This window comes from Hyphomicrobium sp., from assembly GCF_035548195.1.
Classification (GTDB): domain Bacteria; phylum Pseudomonadota; class Alphaproteobacteria; order Rhizobiales; family Hyphomicrobiaceae; genus Hyphomicrobium_B.
Window position 1 is genome coordinate 25,699 of record NZ_DASZTY010000022.1, and the last position, 15,649, is coordinate 41,347.

Below are 15,649 nucleotides of genomic sequence, written 5' to 3' on the forward strand. Positions count from 1 at the left end.
AGCGGCACGTGAATGGCAATTTGGCTTTCATAATTTTTGTGCTCACGGCTTCGCCGCGCAATTCCCGGCATATTGGGCAAAGATTGGCTGGCCGAACAGTCCGAAATGGCGCGAATGCACTGCCGGATATTTCCCAGTCGCGGGATCCCGATCATATATCGTCGTCATGTTCAGAAAGCCCTCGTTGACGACCTCTAGAAAAGTGTTGGCGTTGAGCGCGCGCACGATTTTTAGAGTGTTTGCCGATTTTCCATCAATGATGAGTGTTGCCGACTGCTTTTCGAGATCGATGTTGCCGATTTCGAAAGATAAATCTTTCGCAGGTTCGGATTTGAATTTTCCGCTATCATAGCTCCAGGCGTAACCCATGTCGAAATCACAAAGGAAATGCGTCGGCACCGAATCATCTGCCTGCGCGGACCCACAAAGGGCGATCATGACAAGACCGCACAACGTCAGCCGCAAATTCGCCATTGAGCTTATCCTCCGACGTGAGGCGGGACGGATCACTTCCAAGTCTTCGTCATGCCACGCTCCTAGTGAAACCAAGGCCCGCAAACAAGACAAACTTGGCCGGTGTGCCGGATAGCGCCTTCCCGGGACACCAGGTCTGCCATTACCCTGCCGCGGAATCGTGCTGGGTATGTCGCTAACATTTCCAACGGAGGCAGAATGCGCCTGACCACCACACTCAGCCTTATAGCCGTTGCCCTTCCGTTGTCGCTGGCTGCAGGCATTGGCGATACCTCACTGGTATCCGTCGCCTACGCCAAAAGCGCCAGGAGTGCGAAGACCTCGACACATGGTTCGGGCTGGCAACCGCGCCTCGACGATAAAAAGATGAATTGCAAGCAGCTTTCGGGCCGCGTCCAAGTTCTGATTCTGCAGCTTCGCGGCAGTAGCGGCCAGAAAAAGGCTTCAGGCTTTTCGCTCGGGTTGCATTCCGCCTTCGCTTCGACTGTTGGAACGACGGCGACGGGGTCCGATCCAGACAGCGACAATGCCGCAGATATGAGGAAGCTCAAGGACTACAATCAACGGCTCATTGCGATGAACTGCAGAAGCTACGACCTCAATTACGAGTTGAAGCAGACCGACCCCAATGAAATGCCGGCGGCGCGCGTGCTTCCTCCGAAAAAATCGCGAAAATCGAACTGACCACCCCTCGGTTTTGAATTTTGAACGAGGGGCTTAGCTATGTCCGCCGTGGCTGACGTGTCGGGTATTTGCCTATAGACTGGCAGAATGACCGAACAAAATGTCGACCTGGGCAAGAACCCGCGTGCCAACCGCATTCCCTGGCCGCCGCTGCTTTTGATCGCTTCAATTGCTGCTGGCGCGCTGGCAACGTGGGTGTGGCCGTTGCCTTGGCCCGGCATCAACGACGGCCCGGCGCATGGGGTCGGCCTTGGGTTCGGTGTGGCAGGCATCGCGCTGATCGTCTGGGCAATCATTACGCTCCGCAAGCGCGGCACCACCTTTTTGCCTGATGGGACGGCGACGTCCCTCGTCACGTCGGGCCCTTTCGCACGATTCAGGAACCCAATTTATCTTGGGGATGCCCTCATCGTGCTGAGCATCGCCGAAATCACGCATTCGATTTGGTTCGTCGCTGCGGCGCTGCTCTTCGGCATATTGGTAACCGCGCTTCAAATTGTGCCTGAGGAGCGACACCTCGAAAGCCAATTCGGCGACGCATATCTCGATTACAAATCGCGAACGCGTCGCTGGATTTGATGTTGAACGCCGATGAGTACCGATTACGCTGAAAAGGAGCGCGACTTCGTCGCCAGTCTTGCCGAGGACACAGGCCGCGACCTTGCCGCCTGGATGGCCGCCATTTCCTCAAGCGGGCTCCTCGAACGTAATGCCATTATCGACTGGCTGCGCCATCAAGGCTTCCAATTTTCACAAGCTTCCTGGATCGAACGTATCCACCATAACGGCGGCCGTCTCATCTATGCCGATGATGTCGCTCCTCAGCCGATTGCGAAGGCGGCTCCCCAGAGATTGCGAAACGATGAAGTTCCGCCGCTTCGGTCACGCCCGGTGTTGCGCGTTGTTCCCTCCAGCACAGACTGGGCCGGTGACTCTGCCATTCAACGTCTTCTGAACGAAGCCAAGGGTCTTCGACCTCTTGCGAACCTGATCCTGCGTGAAATCGGACGCGCGGTTCCGGACGCATCGTTTACTGCCAGCAACCCGCTGATCGTCGTTTCGGCGCGGCATCCCTTTGCGGCGTTGTTTCCGTCGCCGCGAAAACTTCGGTTTTATGCGCGTTTCGGTCCCGAGGGTGTGCATCGCGCGCGCCCCGCCGAAGCCGTTAACAAATCGGCGCCTCCCTTTCCGGAGATGCTCGTGCTCGACGATGCCCGTCATGTGGACGAGGACTTTCAGAGATTGATCCGCGCCGCGGTGCGGCTTTAGCTTTAAATCGGCAATTTCAAAGCTTTCGATAAAGTTGCATGAGCGGCGCTGGCGCGCATCATTGATTCGCCAGATTTTTCAGCGCCAGTGATGCCGACGGAGGCGTCTATGTCGGTTGAGCGGCGGCCCGCGTTGGCCCTGTGTTATCTACTTCTTGTATTTTCCTGTGCGCCCCATTCGGCGGCGGCGCAAACTGCCAAGCGCGACGCCATCGGCGAATTCTTGAAGGCGCGCGAGAAGTCGGCGGCCTCGTCTATCGATCCGGCGGGAAAAGGCGCGGCTTCCAGTCCGGACCTGACTGCCTCCAAAAGAGCCGCAGCCGACCCGCGCGACGGCGATCCGAAATACGAGCAAGCTAAAGCGCTGATGGTTGCCGTCGATGCGATCCTCAAGGACGCCGCAGAAACCCGTGCCGGAGCAAGCAAGCTACCCAGCCGCGACGACTATATCATTCCGCCCTTCTGGAAAGAGATGCGTGAGGACCGTGACGCCAAGGTCAGGGACCTTCTCAACGCGGCGCTCGGCGTCGTGACAAATACGCAGATCGTCGAAGTCCAAAAGAGGCTGGATGTGCTTCGCCACAACATTCGCGATCTGCAAGATCAGAACGCGAAGCTCCGTGAGAAACAACTCGTTGCGCCAAAGGATGCGAGCCTCGCCGGCATTTTGACCGACACCGTCGGCTCGATCGGTAAGGAGATTGAGGAAAACAACAAGCGCATCGCCGAGAACCAATCTCAGATCAAAAGTGAAAAAGCCGAGATTGCGGCGTCGTTGAAAGCTTCGGGCGTTCAACTGCAATCCGATCAAATCGACCTTCTGCTCGACAGCGTGCTCTCCGGCGATCTGATCCGCCTCGTTGCAGTCTTCAACGCCGCCAAGATGATCGACGGGCAACTGGCAAACCTCATTGGCTCAAGCGGAGATAATATGAACGCCGCGCGCCGGTATTTCGCGATGCATGCGGCGCTCTTTGCGATGCTCGTCCAAGCGCAGGATGAGACGATTACAAAAATCGATACGCAGTATTTACCGAAGCTCGACGCCATCATAGCCGATATTGCGGCGGCGCGCGGCAGGACCGATCAGCTGCTCAAAGCGACGAATCGACCGGATCAGCAACGGGCGCTCGAATCGAATCGTGATAGCCAGAAGGTTGCCGACGATGCCGCGAAAAACTACCGGCGTTACCTCCAGCAGCAGCGAGAGCAGATCGCCAAGGCGCGCCTCAAAGCCGTGCACGACCTGAAAATCGCCGACAATACCTACGAAACCGTAGAAGCGAGCGTCCAGTTGCGCGACCTGATGCGGGAAAGCTCGACATCGTTCGAAGCCATTCAGAAGCTCGAATCGCCAAGCTTCGAGCAGATCTTCAAGAGCGATGAGTTGCGCAAGGAATTCGAAGATCTGACACGTAAGCTCGATGCGCCAGCCAGTTGACATCCCTGACGCACGGCGCGGCTTGGGCTTCTGTTCGCCACTCGCATCGACTATGGTCCGGGCGAGGACTTCGGCGTGAGTCCCTGGGCGGGCCATTACAGAATGATATTTTCCGGACGCATAACCGAGAGCGCCGCGGCGACGAAGACGTTCACGGCGCTTAAAATCGAGCGGCGCGTCGTTACGACGCCCTCGCGCACCATCCCGATCGCCAACATATCGACCATCAGCGTCGGCACCCATGTCGCAGCCAAGCCGCTCCTTCTTTACTGGTTCCTGGCTTCGCTATTTCTTGTGATGACGTTCGGATCCATGCGGCCGGATCTTTCGTTCGGACCGCTCGCGCCTACAGGTGCGACCGTGGTCCTCGGATTCCTCGCGCTGCTCTTTGCCGGGCTGGCGGTGAAGCCGGAAGATAAAACGCTCTACCTACTGATCTCAACCAACGACGGGGTTCTCTCGCGCTTCGCTTCTCCCGATCGCGCCATACTCGAAGAGGTGCGCAGCATCCTGACGGACAAGATCAACCGCGGAGACGAGGCGATGACCTTCTCGGTGAATTTCGAGAAGGAGCACATCGACAATCTCGCAATGGGAATGGGAAGCCTGCCGCAGCAGAACAATCTGAACGGCGCGGGACATTCGCCCGCTCTTGGCAGCCCCTCTCCCTCAGATCGTATTCCGACCCAAACAGGCGTTCCTAGAACGCGACCGCCGGCGGCGGATCAGCAATACGTTATGCCGCGCCAATCACGGCCGCAGCCAGGATCGACTTCGGCAGCGAACGGTTCGGCAAAAACCGACGCGTTCGTCGATTACAGCCCGGTCCTTCCGGCAATTGTCGAGATGCATCGGTTCTACGCGCGCCAGCAAAACACGCAGCACCTGGAACAGCGCCTCTCCGAGCTTGAGCTCTTGATGCGGGCCGGCACGCCTACGGTGACTCAGAAAGCAAGGCTGCTAGAGCTTTCGAATGATATGTCACAGATTTTACAGGCTTATCCGCAAGCCGTGGAACTGTTTGATCATATCGGCAGCTTAGTTCCGCCAGCAAACCGTTAGCGCCGATATTGGACGAATTCCGTCAAGCCGCCAACGCGATCGTAAAGAGCGCGCGCTTTGGCATTCTTTTCCTGCGTCGCCCAATATGTTCGAGAAGCACCTCGCCTATCGGCCTCGGCGTAGGTCGCTTCGATCAGCGCGCGACCTACGCCTTTTCCGCGCGCTTCTTGGGCGACGAAAAGGTCTTCGAGATAGCAATACCACGTCGCCGACCATGTCGAGCGGTGAAACACGAGGTTTGCGATTCCGGCTGCCCGCCCCTCTTCGTCGGTCGCAATCAGCGCCAGCATGCCATCGTCCTGTGCGAGCAGCCGTCGCCACGTCCGCTCAACGACGTCATCTGGAACGTTTTCCTGGTAGAACGCGATATATGCGCGAAAAAGCTGAAGCCACTCAGGTTTGTCGGCCGCAACGATGGGGCGAACGCGGATCGGCATCGAACGTGACCTCCGGCTATTTGAGCCACAACGTGGCCAACCCAAGAAATGAGAAGAACCCGACGACGTCCGTTACTGTGGTGACGAATACGGTCGAAGATACCGCAGGATCGAACTTCATCCGATTGAGCGCCAGCGGGATGAATATCCCAGCGAGGGCGGCAGCGAGCAAATTGACGATCATGGCGGCGCCGATCACCAGCCCCAAACGGGTCGACTGAAACCAAAAATAAGCGATCATACCCATCAGGATAGCGAAGGCTGCGCCATTCAAGAGCCCAACCGCCGTTTCGCGAAAGACGACACGCGCGACGTTGGCGGCGGTCAGCTCACGGGTCGCAAGGGCGCGCACCGCGACCGTCATCGTTTGGGTGCCGGCATTGCCGCCCATCGACGCAACGATGGGCATCAGCACCGCCAGAGCAACCATTTTCTCGATGGTCGCGCCGAAAATGCCTATGACAGCGGACGCGAGAAGCGCGGTAAAGAGATTAACGAAGAGCCACAAAAATCGGGGCTTTGCGACTTCGGTTACGGTATCGGAAAGGCTTTCATCGCCAACGCCCGCCAAGGCTTTGATCTCGAAATCGGCCTCGTCCTGGATTACCTCCACGACGTCATCGACCGTTACGACGCCGACCAGGCGGTTGCTCTCGTCTACGACGGGCGCCGACATCAGATCGTAGCGCTGGAACTGGCGCGCGACCTCCTCCTGTCCTTCGGTCGCAAGCACGACATGACGGTCGGGGTCCATAATCGTGGAGACAGGTACATCCCGCTTTGTCCTGAGCAACCGCGACAGGTCCACTGCGCCCAGGACGTGAAAAGTCGGATCGACGACAAATATCTCCGAAAAATAGTCGGGCAGATTGTCGCTTTCGCGCATGTGGTCGACGACGGTGCCAACTGTCCAGAACGGAGGAACCGCCACGAAATCGGCCTGCATGATGCGGCCTGCGGTTTCCTCGGGATATTCGAGGTTGCGCTCTAACGCCTGGCGTTCGCCGGACGGCAGCTGTGCCAGAATCTCCTGTTTGTCGCTCTCTTCGAGGTTTTCGATAACGTAGGCGGCATCATCGGTGTCGAGCTGCGTCACCGCCTTGGCCAGGAGATCGTTGGGCAATCCTTCTGAAACCTGATCGCGGACGTTCTCATCGAGTTCTGAAAGGACTTCGAAATCGAAAGTGGGGCCGATCGCCTGGATGAGCGGGATGCGGTCGTCCGCCTCCAATAATTCGATGACGTCGGCCAGATCCGGCGCCTTGAGGTCTTTGACAAACGTGGCTGCCGCGGCGGGATCCTGACGATGCAGCGCTTCCGAAATTGACCAAATCAGGTCGGACGACGGCATTTCGGAGGACTCGGGTGAGATCTCGATGCTGCGGTCTTCGGCCAAGTCGTTTGCCCTCAATCGGTAGCTTTCGCCCGCGGCGCTTTGGCTCGCCGCGGCGGCGTGAAACGCGTTCCAGTATCTAGCGAAATCGGAAACGGCCGTCGCGCGCGAGCATGGCTTTAAGTGCCATAGGGCCCCGTTGTCGCGACTATTGGGTAACAGGGCGGGACACGAGTGGATTTTCCGTACTCGTCGTTTGTTGAACGTTCATATTCACGCCCGTACAAGACCTCGTTCGAATCTCGAAAACGCAGAAAAGCAGGACGGTATGCGGTACGTCTCCATCACTTCTCTCGCGCTTGCGGCGCTTTTGACCGCTGCCACAATTCCATCCCTCCACGCCGAAATTGAGCCTGGTGGCGCCGTCAAAGCAGATGCGTGCGCCAGCGATCCCAAGCTCCTCGGGGTTACGCGCACTGTCGAGATCGACACGGCCGGGGGCGCGACTATCGGCGGCGATCAGAAGGGCGCGAAACATTTCCTGAACGATGGCGAGATCGTGCTGACATTCGACGATGGTCCATCGCGCGCGGATACCAAAGCGATTTTGAAGGCACTTGCCGATCAGTGCACAAAAGCAACGTTCTTCATGGTTGGCCAGATGGCGCTTGCAGATCCGCAGATGGTCCGTGAGGTGGCGGCCGGCGGCAACACAATCGGCACGCACACCTGGTCGCATAAGAATTTGCGTTACGTTCGCCCCGATGTGCTGCGCCAGCAGCTCGAAAGTGCGATCTCGACCGTTTCCAAAGCCAACGGCACGCCAATCGCGCCGCTTTTTCGGTTTCCGTATTTAAGTTCAAGCCGAGCGGCCGATGCTTACCTCAAAAGCCGCAACATCGGGGCCGTCTGGGTCGATATCGACTCGAAGGACTATCTGACCCGCAGTCCCGACGTCGTTAAAAACCGCATCCTCTCGGAACTGGCCAAGCAGAAAAAAGGTATCATTTTGATGCACGATATCCATGCTTGGACCGCAAAGATGCTGCCGGAACTTCTGGCAGCGCTGCACGAGAAGGGCTTCAAAGTGGTGCATATGGTTCCCAAAGCGCATGTAGAGACGATTGCCTCGTATGATGCAGCGGCGGACAAAGCCATTGCGGCCAAAACCGCGGCGCGGGACGCAAATCCGATGGCCTCTCACTCGCTGGTATGGTCGATGACGCCACCGCCGAGGAAACACCGAACTTGGAAACATGTCCGGAAGACCCAGGCGAAGCTCTCGAAACCCGGCAAGCCAAAGGACCAGACTGAGCCTTGGCAATTCAGCTTCTTTAATTAAGCCGAGACCTTTCGAAGTCTGACACGTGGTCTTATCGGGTATACGATGAGCGCCATGGCGATCAAAATCGATATCAAGAGGGTCTACGAAAATCCTTCGCCCCAGGACGGGACACGGATACTCGTCGACCGGCTATGGCCTCGGGGGCTGAAGAAAGACGACGCCGCGCTTGACGGCTGGGCAAAGGATTTGGCGCCGAGTCCAGAGCTTCGAAAATGGTTCGATCACCGACCGGAGCGTTTTGCAGAGTTCGGACGCCGGTACCGGGCGGAATTAAGCGACAATCCGGCTGTTGAGAATACCCGGCCCAGCTCAAGTCGAGCCCACGTAACACTGCTCTATGCAGCTCACGATCCCAACTGCAATCACGCAATGGTGCTGGCCGACTATCTGCGCAAGGCTTGGTCCAAATAGCTCTGCCGGATCCGCGCACCGGGAGGCTTGCGCCCCTGATTTATAGGTGAGCATGCCTCAGCGGGATGCCTTCCAGGTCCAAAAGTGGTGCGGTTGAGAGGACTCGAACCTCCACGCCGTTTCCAGCGCTACCACCTCAAGGTAGTGCGTCTACCAATTCCGCCACAACCGCATGCCGAAGATTTGGACCCGGCAATCGCGACCCAGGGGACCGCCGAAGCGGGCCTATCCGCGAAGACGCCCGACGTAACAGAGCGATCCCGCGAAGGCAAGCGGCAGATTTGACCAGCGTCATTGTCGAGGTGAAGGTGCGGATTTGCAGGGTAGCAGCCGCTACCAGCCGACAGCGGATCGGTTCAGGCCCATTGGATATCCGGCCTTCCGGCACTGGCGATCATCCATCGCCTGACATAGATAAATACCATGTTTTCTGGCGATTCTATCGCTGACACGGGGGCGCCTGCAGTCGATTGGGCCATCAGCGATTGCCCGGTCGAATACCCGTCTGCGCTCGAACTCATGCGTCAACGCGTAACGGCCATCCGCGACAACCAGTCCCGAGAGCTTGTCTGGCTGCTGGAGCATCCACCTCTCTATACGGCGGGCACGAGCGCGAAGGATGCCGACCTGCTCGATCCCGGGACGTTTCCGATTTTCCGCTCCGGCAGAGGGGGCCAGTTCACATATCACGGCCCCGGACAGCGCGTCATTTACGTGATGCTCGATCTCAAGATGCGTGGTCTGGACGTTCGCTCCTTCCTCGTGGCGCTCGAGCGTTGGATGATCGCGACGCTTGTAGAGTTCAACGTCGTTGGGGAAACGCGGCGCGATCGTGTCGGCGTGTGGGTTCGGCGGACGATGCGTGGTGGAACTATCGAGGACAAAATTGCGGCGATCGGACTGCGAGTGAGCCGTGGCGTGTCGAGCCACGGCCTCAGTCTTAATGTCGATCCCGATCTCTCGCACTACCGAGGGATCGTGCCGTGCGGCATCCACGAGCACGGCGTAACAAGCCTCGCGAACCTCGGGCTTCCAGTGACACTTTATGATGTCGACGTGGCCTTGAGGGCGAACTTCGAGCGGATATTCGGTGCGACGCGAAGAGTCGAATTGACGGCTGCGAATAACCTGAGCGCTACAGCAAACGGCGAGTGCAAGCCCTTGGCGGACAACAAAAAGGCGCCTGTATCCGGGTTGGACACAAGCGCCCGATAAACTATGCCGCGATCTTTACTCTAACTCTATTGATCTTCCTTGTCCGAGGCGCTGCCAGCTGGCGGCGCTACCTTCTGCAGAGGAGAATCATAGTAGAGAAAGCCCCCTTCGACCGAGACGCTTTCCGAACCATCGAGTTCGTACTCGTCCTTGGCATTGTCGTTGAGGCGGATGATGCAGCCCTTCTGACAGACCCCAGCGATAACCTTGCCAGATGGCAAAACCTCGTTTTGGCGAGACGAACCCTCAGTGATGGTGATTTTAACGGCTTTATCACTTCGGTTGGTAATCGTGGCTGCTGAGGCAGCGGAGGTCATGAGAAGAGCTGCGATCGCGCAAACCGTATGAATGTTAGTACGGCCGCTCCTGCGATCGCGGCAGCATGACATTACTTCTTCTTCTTCTTCGCTGCCTTTTTGGCAGGAGCCTTTTTGGCGGCTTTCTTTGCAGCTTTAGCCATTTTAGAACGTCCTTCCGTTTTGAAAATTGACAGACGAACACGTCCGTCGACTCGACCCAGGCCGAGTCATTTTTGACATTGATAACTTTCAAGACAATGCACAAACGAAATTTGACGTTTGGTGATATCGAAAATTCCGATAGATGAGTTTCCATCGCAGCGTTGAGGTTCCTAAAGATGGACGTCAATCTCGCTCGCACATTTCTAATTGTTGCAGAGACGGGCAGCTTCGTTGATGCCGCTCGTAAGCTCAACATCACCCAATCGACCGTCTCTGCACGAATCAAAGGCCTCGAAGAATTGCTTGGGCGACCGCTGTTCACTCGCTCGAAGGCCGGCGCAGATCTCACAGGTGCGGGAGAACTCTTTCAGAAGCACGCCCTCGCCCTTGTCCGTGTCTGGCAACAGGCGCAGCTCCAGGTTTCGCTCGCGGATCAGCATCCGGAGCATATTTCTGTCGGTGCACCGCTCAGTCTATGGAGCGGGTTCTTATTGAAGTGGGTTTCGGGACTGAGGGTCGAGATCCCCGGCATCGCCGTCTCCGCAACGGCAGGCGCCTCGGCTGCGTTGAGCCAGCGTTTGATCGAGGGGACCCTCGATCTGGCCATCATGTACCGGCCTTCTCCGCCTCCGGGCCTCACGATCGAACACCTATTCGACGAAGAGTTCGTGCTCGTCTCCTCGGCCAAGGCGGCGGGCCGGCGCAGCGTCAATGATTATCTCCTGGTCGATTGGGGTATTGATTTCGTCCAGGATCATGCGGCGGCTTTTCCGGAGCATGCCAATCCCGCGATCAGCCTAGATCTCGGGCCGATGGGGCTGGATTATCTGCTGGCTAACGAATGCTCGGGCTATTTCCCGGCCCGAATGGTGCGCAAATTGATCGCGCGGGGGCGGGTCAGGGAGCCGAAACGCGCCCGGAAGTTCATCTATCCGGTTTACATGGTTTATCCGGAGACGCGAAACGAGGAGGCTTATGAGCCCATTCTTCGCGGCCTCCGCCGGGCGGCCGCGAAGCTCAAATAGATCTTTGCTCCGGGCTTAAGCGAATTCCAGAATGACGGCATCGACAGCAAGGCTGTCGCCGGGCTTGGCAGCGACCTTTTTGACTTTGCCATCGCGCTCGGCCTTAAGGATGTTCTCCATCTTCATGGCTTCAACGACGGCCAGGGCATCGCCGGCCTTCACATCCTGCCCTTCGGCGACGTTGATGGCCTTCACGAGGCCAGGCATCGGGCAGAGAAGATATTTAGACATATCGGCGGCTGCCTTTACCGGCATCAATGCCGCCAGCTCAGCTTCGCGCTGCGTATAGACATATGTCGGAGCCTGCATGCCACGATACGACAGGAGCATTCCATTTGCGATCGGCCTCACTTGGACCGCGACATTCGCACCGTCCACGGTGCCCTGCCAAACCGACTCACCCGGCCACCACTCCGAGGTAATCTCCATCGTTTTGGTGGGCTGCCCGTCGTCGCCCAGAATTGAGACGTAATACGGTCCGGGGATAACGCCCATTGCTTCGAGAAGCACGGTCGCCGCTCCGACCTTTACGACGCGACGCTTTGCAAAGCTGATGGCACGACCAGCCATCTGATGAGTGATGTCGCGCCGGCGCGCGTTGCCCAGGTGATCGATAGCGCCAGCCACCGCTGCCAGTGTCGTCAGATCGGCGCCTTCCGGAGTTCGCGGCTCAAAGCCCTCCGGAAATTCCTCTTTAATGAAAGCGGTCGAAAGTTTACCGGAGCGCCAGCGGGGATGCTGCATGACCGTAGCAAGGAACGGAACATTGTGTTGAATGCCGTCGATGTAGAAGGCGTCTAGCGCCGCCGATTGCGCCTCAATGGCCGCTTCGCGGCTCGGCGCGTGCGTGACGAGCTTGGCGATCATCGGATCGTAAAACATCGAAATTTCGCCGCCTTCGAAAACGCCGGTGTCGTTGCGGACGGTGACGCCATCCTTCGTGCCTTCAGCCGGAGGACGGTATTTTACGAGGCGTCCGATCGACGGCAGGAAGTTGCGGAATGGGTCTTCGGCGTAGACGCGGCTTTCGACGGCCCAGCCCTTGAGCTTGATGTCCGACTGCTTGAACGGCAGTTTTTCACCGGCGGCGACACGGATCATCTGCTCAACGAGGTCGATTCCCGTGACAAGCTCGGTCACCGGATGCTCGACCTGGAGGCGCGTATTCATTTCAAGGAAATAAAAAGAACGATCCTGCCCGGCGACGAACTCGACCGTGCCGGCGCTGTCGTAGCCGACAGCCTTCGAGAGGGCGACGGCCTGCTCGCCCATCGCCTTGCGCGTTTTTTCGTCCAGGAGCGGCGACGGCGCTTCTTCCAAAACCTTTTGGTTGCGGCGCTGGATCGAACATTCCCGCTCGCCCAGGTAGACGACGTTGCCGTGCTTGTCGCCGAGGACCTGAATTTCGATGTGCCGGGGGTTCTCGATGAATTTTTCGATGAAGCAGCGATCGTCACCGAATGAGGACTTAGCTTCGGAGCGGGCGAGTTGAAATCCCTCCTCGGCTTCCTTGGCGTCATAGGCGATGCGCATGCCCTTGCCTCCGCCACCGGCCGAGGCTTTGATCATGACGGGATAGCCAATCTCGTTGGCGATCTTGACGGCCTGCTTGGCGTCGGCGATTTCACCCAGGTAGCCTGGGACGGTCGAAACCTTGGCAGCGGCGGCGGCCTTCTTGCTCTCGATCTTGTCGCCCATGGCGGCGATGGCCTTAGCGTTGGGACCGATGAAAACAATGCCGTTCTTTTGAAGAGCCAACGGGAACGCTTCCCGCTCCGACAAGAACCCGTATCCTGGATGGACCGCCTCGGCGCCTGTCGTCTTACAAGCCTCGATGATCTTGTCCATCAGCAGATAGGACTGCGCTGCTGGAGCCGGGCCGATGTGGATTGCCTCGTCGGCCATCTCGACGTGCAAAGCGTCGCGATCGGCGTCCGAGTAGACCGCCACCGTCTTGATACCCATCTTGCGCGCCGTCTTGATGACGCGACAGGCGATTTCACCGCGGTTTGCGATCAGGATTTTTTTGAACATCGGCCGTCCCCGGTCCTTCCCGTGATTTGGTTTGCGCTCTTTATGGGAATGCAACACGCCGTTCTAGTGCGTGCCGGAGACGGCGTAAACACGCCGCGTCAGCAGCAGCGTACCGGGGCCTGCGATCCGCTGCCGCACGACGCAATGGACTGGGCCAGGCTTCAGGCGGCGGGAGCGAATTTCGCCACTGCCTGGGTCAGAACGGGATGAATTTTGGGGCTCTCGTGACCGAGGTATGAGACCAGTGCCGTCTCGCTGGCGCTCAAGCGCCCCTCGCGCCCGAGCCTGCTCACGAGCCAGGATGCTTCGGGTGCCGTGATCTGCTCGTTGGTGATAATCTCGATCCGCTGGTGCTCAAGCCGTGCCAGGGCGCGCTCTTCCGCAGTCTGGTCGTGGTAGGCTTCCTGGATAGATGCCAGGTTCGATTGCACCATCGATAACAGCGTGTTCAAGACCGAACCCTGTGCATCTGTCCCGATTGGACTCGTATCCTGCCGCAGAGCTTCTTCGCGGGATGGCACAGCGTAGCCAGAGGCCGCCATGACAACATTGGCGATAGCTTTTACAAACAGGTCGGTCCAGGCAGGATTTGGCGTGCCGCTCGCGACGGCTTCGTCGATATCGAACAGAATATCGGCCTCGTCACAGGTAATCGCCACGTGACCATCGCCGCCGAATGCGTAAAGGATGCGGCGGATCAGTTCGACCTCTGTCTCCGTTATTTCGCCCGCCATTTTCGCCTTGCCGACGCGAAGCGGTCCGTCTCCCGTGACGACCGCCGCCTTAACTTGGCCGAGTGCGAACTTCGCGAGGCTGACAGGAGCCCATCGCGCCTTGGCGAGAACGTTGACGAGCAGTTCAAGCTCGGTTTTTGAGCCGACAAGATCGTCGTCGGAGATATGATCGATCAGCCAACGCGCGTTGGCTGCCGTCAAATAGCCCTGGGGCCGCTCCTGGAAGACGAGATAGTCCGTTATTGCTTCGATGAAGAAGTCGGACCAATCGGCTGGTTTCAACCGGCATGCCGCGTTCAACTGGAAAAGGATCTCGGCTTCGTCCGCCTTAACGATTCCGTCCTCGTAGAATATCCGTCTCAAGGCGCGTATATCGCCGCCTTCAAGACTTCCGCGACTGACAATTTTTTCAATCGGAAGCGACCGCAACCCACTCATCGGTAACCCCACGCCAAGCCGATAACTTCGGCCGAGAGTAGAGGGGTATGCTTAATCGGTTGTTAAAGGCCGCGCGAAATCCGGACGAACGGCTGCGAGGCGCCGTGTCCTTCACAAATATCGAGGATCGCGACAGCGCCGCGACCCTCGTTCCTGCCCGCCCCGCTCCCGCAAGCGTGGCAGGGAAGACGCTGACGTTGGTTATTGTCCTTTTGCGTCATTCTCGATGAACGGTTGCTGAAGACACATTCCCAATGATGATGTTTTCAAGTCCGCGACTTCGCTCGTTCCTTCATCAGAAACAGTATGGCCCGTCCGGCGGGGGGCTACCGGACGGGCCGTTCCGACCTTTACGTTGGCGGTGTGGAGAGCGAACGCGAAAGGTCAGTTCGTGCTTCGTGGGCGATGTAAACCGATCCCCCGCGAATAATGCCTGGCTGCGCTCGAGTGATCCCGCAATCATTTGCGCACAGTCGCTCCATAAACGGACGTTTGCTGACTTTCCGTCGCGGATGAATCGCGAGCGTGCTCGCCCCGCCGGCGCGCGTCACGCTGCTAGATGCGCCAGCAAGCGCGCTCGCGCTTGCGGCAAGCTTTCTCCTCGCGGGAGTAAAACGCGTGTTTCGAGAAAATGGCCCGTCAAGGCGAAGCCAAGTTGCACATCAGCTTCTGTCACGTGGCCGGACCGTTGCTTGGTCAGGAATTGCGGAAGCGCCAGCAGCCTATCTCGGTAAGGCTCGCCAGCGGATGCGGATACCGCGCGGCCCGATTTGGGAGATACATAAATCAGTTGATCGTTGCTGCCGGTCGCGGCGCATTGACTGAGATCGAGCCCGAAGCCGAGTTCATCGAGCAACGCCAGCTCCCACCTGACGAGCAGCGCCGGCCAGACCGTTGCATCGTTGAGAAAGCCCAAAACAAACAATGTGATTTCGTAGAGGTTCGGATGCGGATCGCGTTCGGGAAGCAGGCGGGTCAGCGTCGTGATTGTCGAGAGCGCAGCAAGCGCCGCTGCATCATCGAGCGACTCGGCCGCGAACGCGCGACGCATTTCGATAGTCATATGGCCAAGTTGGTCGGCAAGACGGGCTTTCCAAGTCGCATCGACATGATTGCCTGCCTGAAGGATCGGACGAAGCCGCCGCGACCGCCCGCCATGCACGAGTCCCAGATGGCGTCCATGGGCACGCGTCCAGAGATCGATGATCGCCGCTGTTTCTCCGTGCGGCCTCACCGAAAGAACGATGCCTTCATCCGTCCATTGCATCTTTCACAATCATCGGAGCG

The 15,649-nt window shown here is 58.2% G+C and carries 16 protein-coding genes and 1 tRNA gene; 9 read left to right on the plus strand and 8 right to left on the minus strand.

Annotation, left to right across the window (positions count from 1 at the left end):
- Positions 1 to 42 precede the first annotated feature (42 nt).
- On the minus strand, positions 43 to 474 hold the full coding sequence (locus VHB22_RS07250) for a hypothetical protein (RefSeq protein WP_325456292.1): 432 nt from the start codon (positions 472 to 474) through the stop codon (positions 43 to 45).
- Between the two features lie 198 nt (positions 475 to 672).
- On the opposite strand from VHB22_RS07250, the gene VHB22_RS07255 reads away from it, so the two are divergent.
- The 5 genes from VHB22_RS07255 to VHB22_RS07275 all read left to right on the plus strand — a co-directional run bounded on the left by VHB22_RS07255 (position 673) and on the right by VHB22_RS07275 (position 4,929).
- Entirely contained in the window at positions 673 to 1,158 is a 486-nt protein-coding gene (locus VHB22_RS07255; RefSeq protein WP_325456293.1) for a hypothetical protein, read from the plus strand.
- An 87-nt stretch (positions 1,159 to 1,245) separates the two neighbouring features.
- Positions 1,246 to 1,737 carry an isoprenylcysteine carboxylmethyltransferase family protein gene (locus VHB22_RS07260; protein WP_325456294.1) on the plus strand — a complete coding sequence of 164 codons (492 nt, stop codon included), beginning with the start codon at positions 1,246 to 1,248 and terminating at the stop codon, positions 1,735 to 1,737.
- Between the two features lie 12 nt (positions 1,738 to 1,749).
- Entirely contained in the window at positions 1,750 to 2,427 is a 678-nt protein-coding gene (locus VHB22_RS07265) for a hypothetical protein (RefSeq protein WP_325456295.1), read from the plus strand.
- Between the two features lie 108 nt (positions 2,428 to 2,535).
- Positions 2,536 to 3,867: a hypothetical protein gene (locus VHB22_RS07270; protein WP_325456296.1), complete on the plus strand. Its 1,332-nt coding sequence runs from the start codon at positions 2,536 to 2,538 to the stop codon at positions 3,865 to 3,867.
- 75 nt (positions 3,868 to 3,942) lie between these two features.
- Complete coding sequence (locus VHB22_RS07275) at positions 3,943 to 4,929, plus strand: DUF6232 family protein (protein WP_325456297.1); 987 nt, start codon at positions 3,943 to 3,945, stop codon at positions 4,927 to 4,929.
- Here VHB22_RS07275 and VHB22_RS07280 read toward each other — a convergent pair.
- Together VHB22_RS07280 and mgtE are read right to left on the minus strand one after the other, a co-directional pair.
- Complete coding sequence (locus VHB22_RS07280) at positions 4,926 to 5,366, minus strand: GNAT family N-acetyltransferase (RefSeq protein ID WP_325456298.1); 441 nt, start codon at positions 5,364 to 5,366, stop codon at positions 4,926 to 4,928. The two genes, VHB22_RS07275 and VHB22_RS07280, sit on opposite strands and share 4 nt — an antisense overlap.
- 16 nt (positions 5,367 to 5,382) lie before the next feature.
- Entirely contained in the window at positions 5,383 to 6,762 is a 1,380-nt protein-coding gene (mgtE, locus tag VHB22_RS07285) for a magnesium transporter (protein WP_325456299.1), read from the minus strand.
- 265 nt (positions 6,763 to 7,027) lie between these two features.
- On the opposite strand from mgtE, the gene VHB22_RS07290 reads away from it, so the two are divergent.
- Complete coding sequence (locus tag VHB22_RS07290) at positions 7,028 to 8,041, plus strand: polysaccharide deacetylase family protein (protein ID WP_325456300.1); 1,014 nt, start codon at positions 7,028 to 7,030, stop codon at positions 8,039 to 8,041.
- Positions 8,042 to 8,095: 54 nt separating this feature from the next.
- A complete protein-coding gene (locus tag VHB22_RS07295) occupies positions 8,096 to 8,455 on the plus strand; it encodes a DUF488 domain-containing protein (RefSeq protein WP_325456301.1) in 360 nt (119 codons plus the stop codon).
- Positions 8,456 to 8,540: 85 nt separating this feature from the next.
- Here VHB22_RS07295 and VHB22_RS07300 read toward each other — a convergent pair.
- Positions 8,541 to 8,627: transfer RNA gene (locus VHB22_RS07300), tRNA-Leu, on the minus strand.
- 251 nt (positions 8,628 to 8,878) lie between these two features.
- Here VHB22_RS07300 and lipB point away from each other — a divergent pair.
- A complete protein-coding gene (lipB, locus tag VHB22_RS07305; RefSeq protein ID WP_325456302.1) occupies positions 8,879 to 9,670 on the plus strand; it encodes a lipoyl(octanoyl) transferase LipB in 792 nt (263 codons plus the stop codon).
- A gap of 26 nt (positions 9,671 to 9,696) precedes the next feature.
- Here lipB and VHB22_RS07310 read toward each other — a convergent pair whose 3' ends face one another.
- Positions 9,697 to 9,987 carry a hypothetical protein gene (locus tag VHB22_RS07310; protein WP_325456303.1) on the minus strand — a complete coding sequence of 97 codons (291 nt, stop codon included), beginning with the start codon at positions 9,985 to 9,987 and terminating at the stop codon, positions 9,697 to 9,699.
- A 320-nt stretch (positions 9,988 to 10,307) separates the two neighbouring features.
- On the opposite strand from VHB22_RS07310, the gene VHB22_RS07315 reads away from it, so the two are divergent.
- Complete coding sequence (locus VHB22_RS07315; protein WP_325456304.1) at positions 10,308 to 11,156, plus strand: LysR family transcriptional regulator; 849 nt, start codon at positions 10,308 to 10,310, stop codon at positions 11,154 to 11,156.
- A 15-nt stretch (positions 11,157 to 11,171) separates the two neighbouring features.
- On the opposite strand, the gene VHB22_RS07320 is transcribed toward VHB22_RS07315, so the two are convergent.
- The 3 genes from VHB22_RS07320 to recO all read right to left on the minus strand — a co-directional run bounded on the left by VHB22_RS07320 (position 11,172) and on the right by recO (position 15,629).
- Positions 11,172 to 13,190 carry an acetyl/propionyl/methylcrotonyl-CoA carboxylase subunit alpha gene (locus VHB22_RS07320; RefSeq protein ID WP_325456305.1) on the minus strand — a complete coding sequence of 673 codons (2,019 nt, stop codon included), beginning with the start codon at positions 13,188 to 13,190 and terminating at the stop codon, positions 11,172 to 11,174.
- A gap of 161 nt (positions 13,191 to 13,351) precedes the next feature.
- A complete protein-coding gene (locus VHB22_RS07325) occupies positions 13,352 to 14,362 on the minus strand; it encodes a hypothetical protein (protein WP_325456306.1) in 1,011 nt (336 codons plus the stop codon).
- Positions 14,363 to 14,909: 547 nt separating this feature from the next.
- Positions 14,910 to 15,629 (minus strand): DNA repair protein RecO, encoded by a 720-nt coding sequence (gene recO, locus VHB22_RS07330; protein WP_325456307.1) that lies wholly within the window; start codon positions 15,627 to 15,629, stop codon positions 14,910 to 14,912.
- Positions 15,630 to 15,649 lie beyond the last annotated feature (20 nt).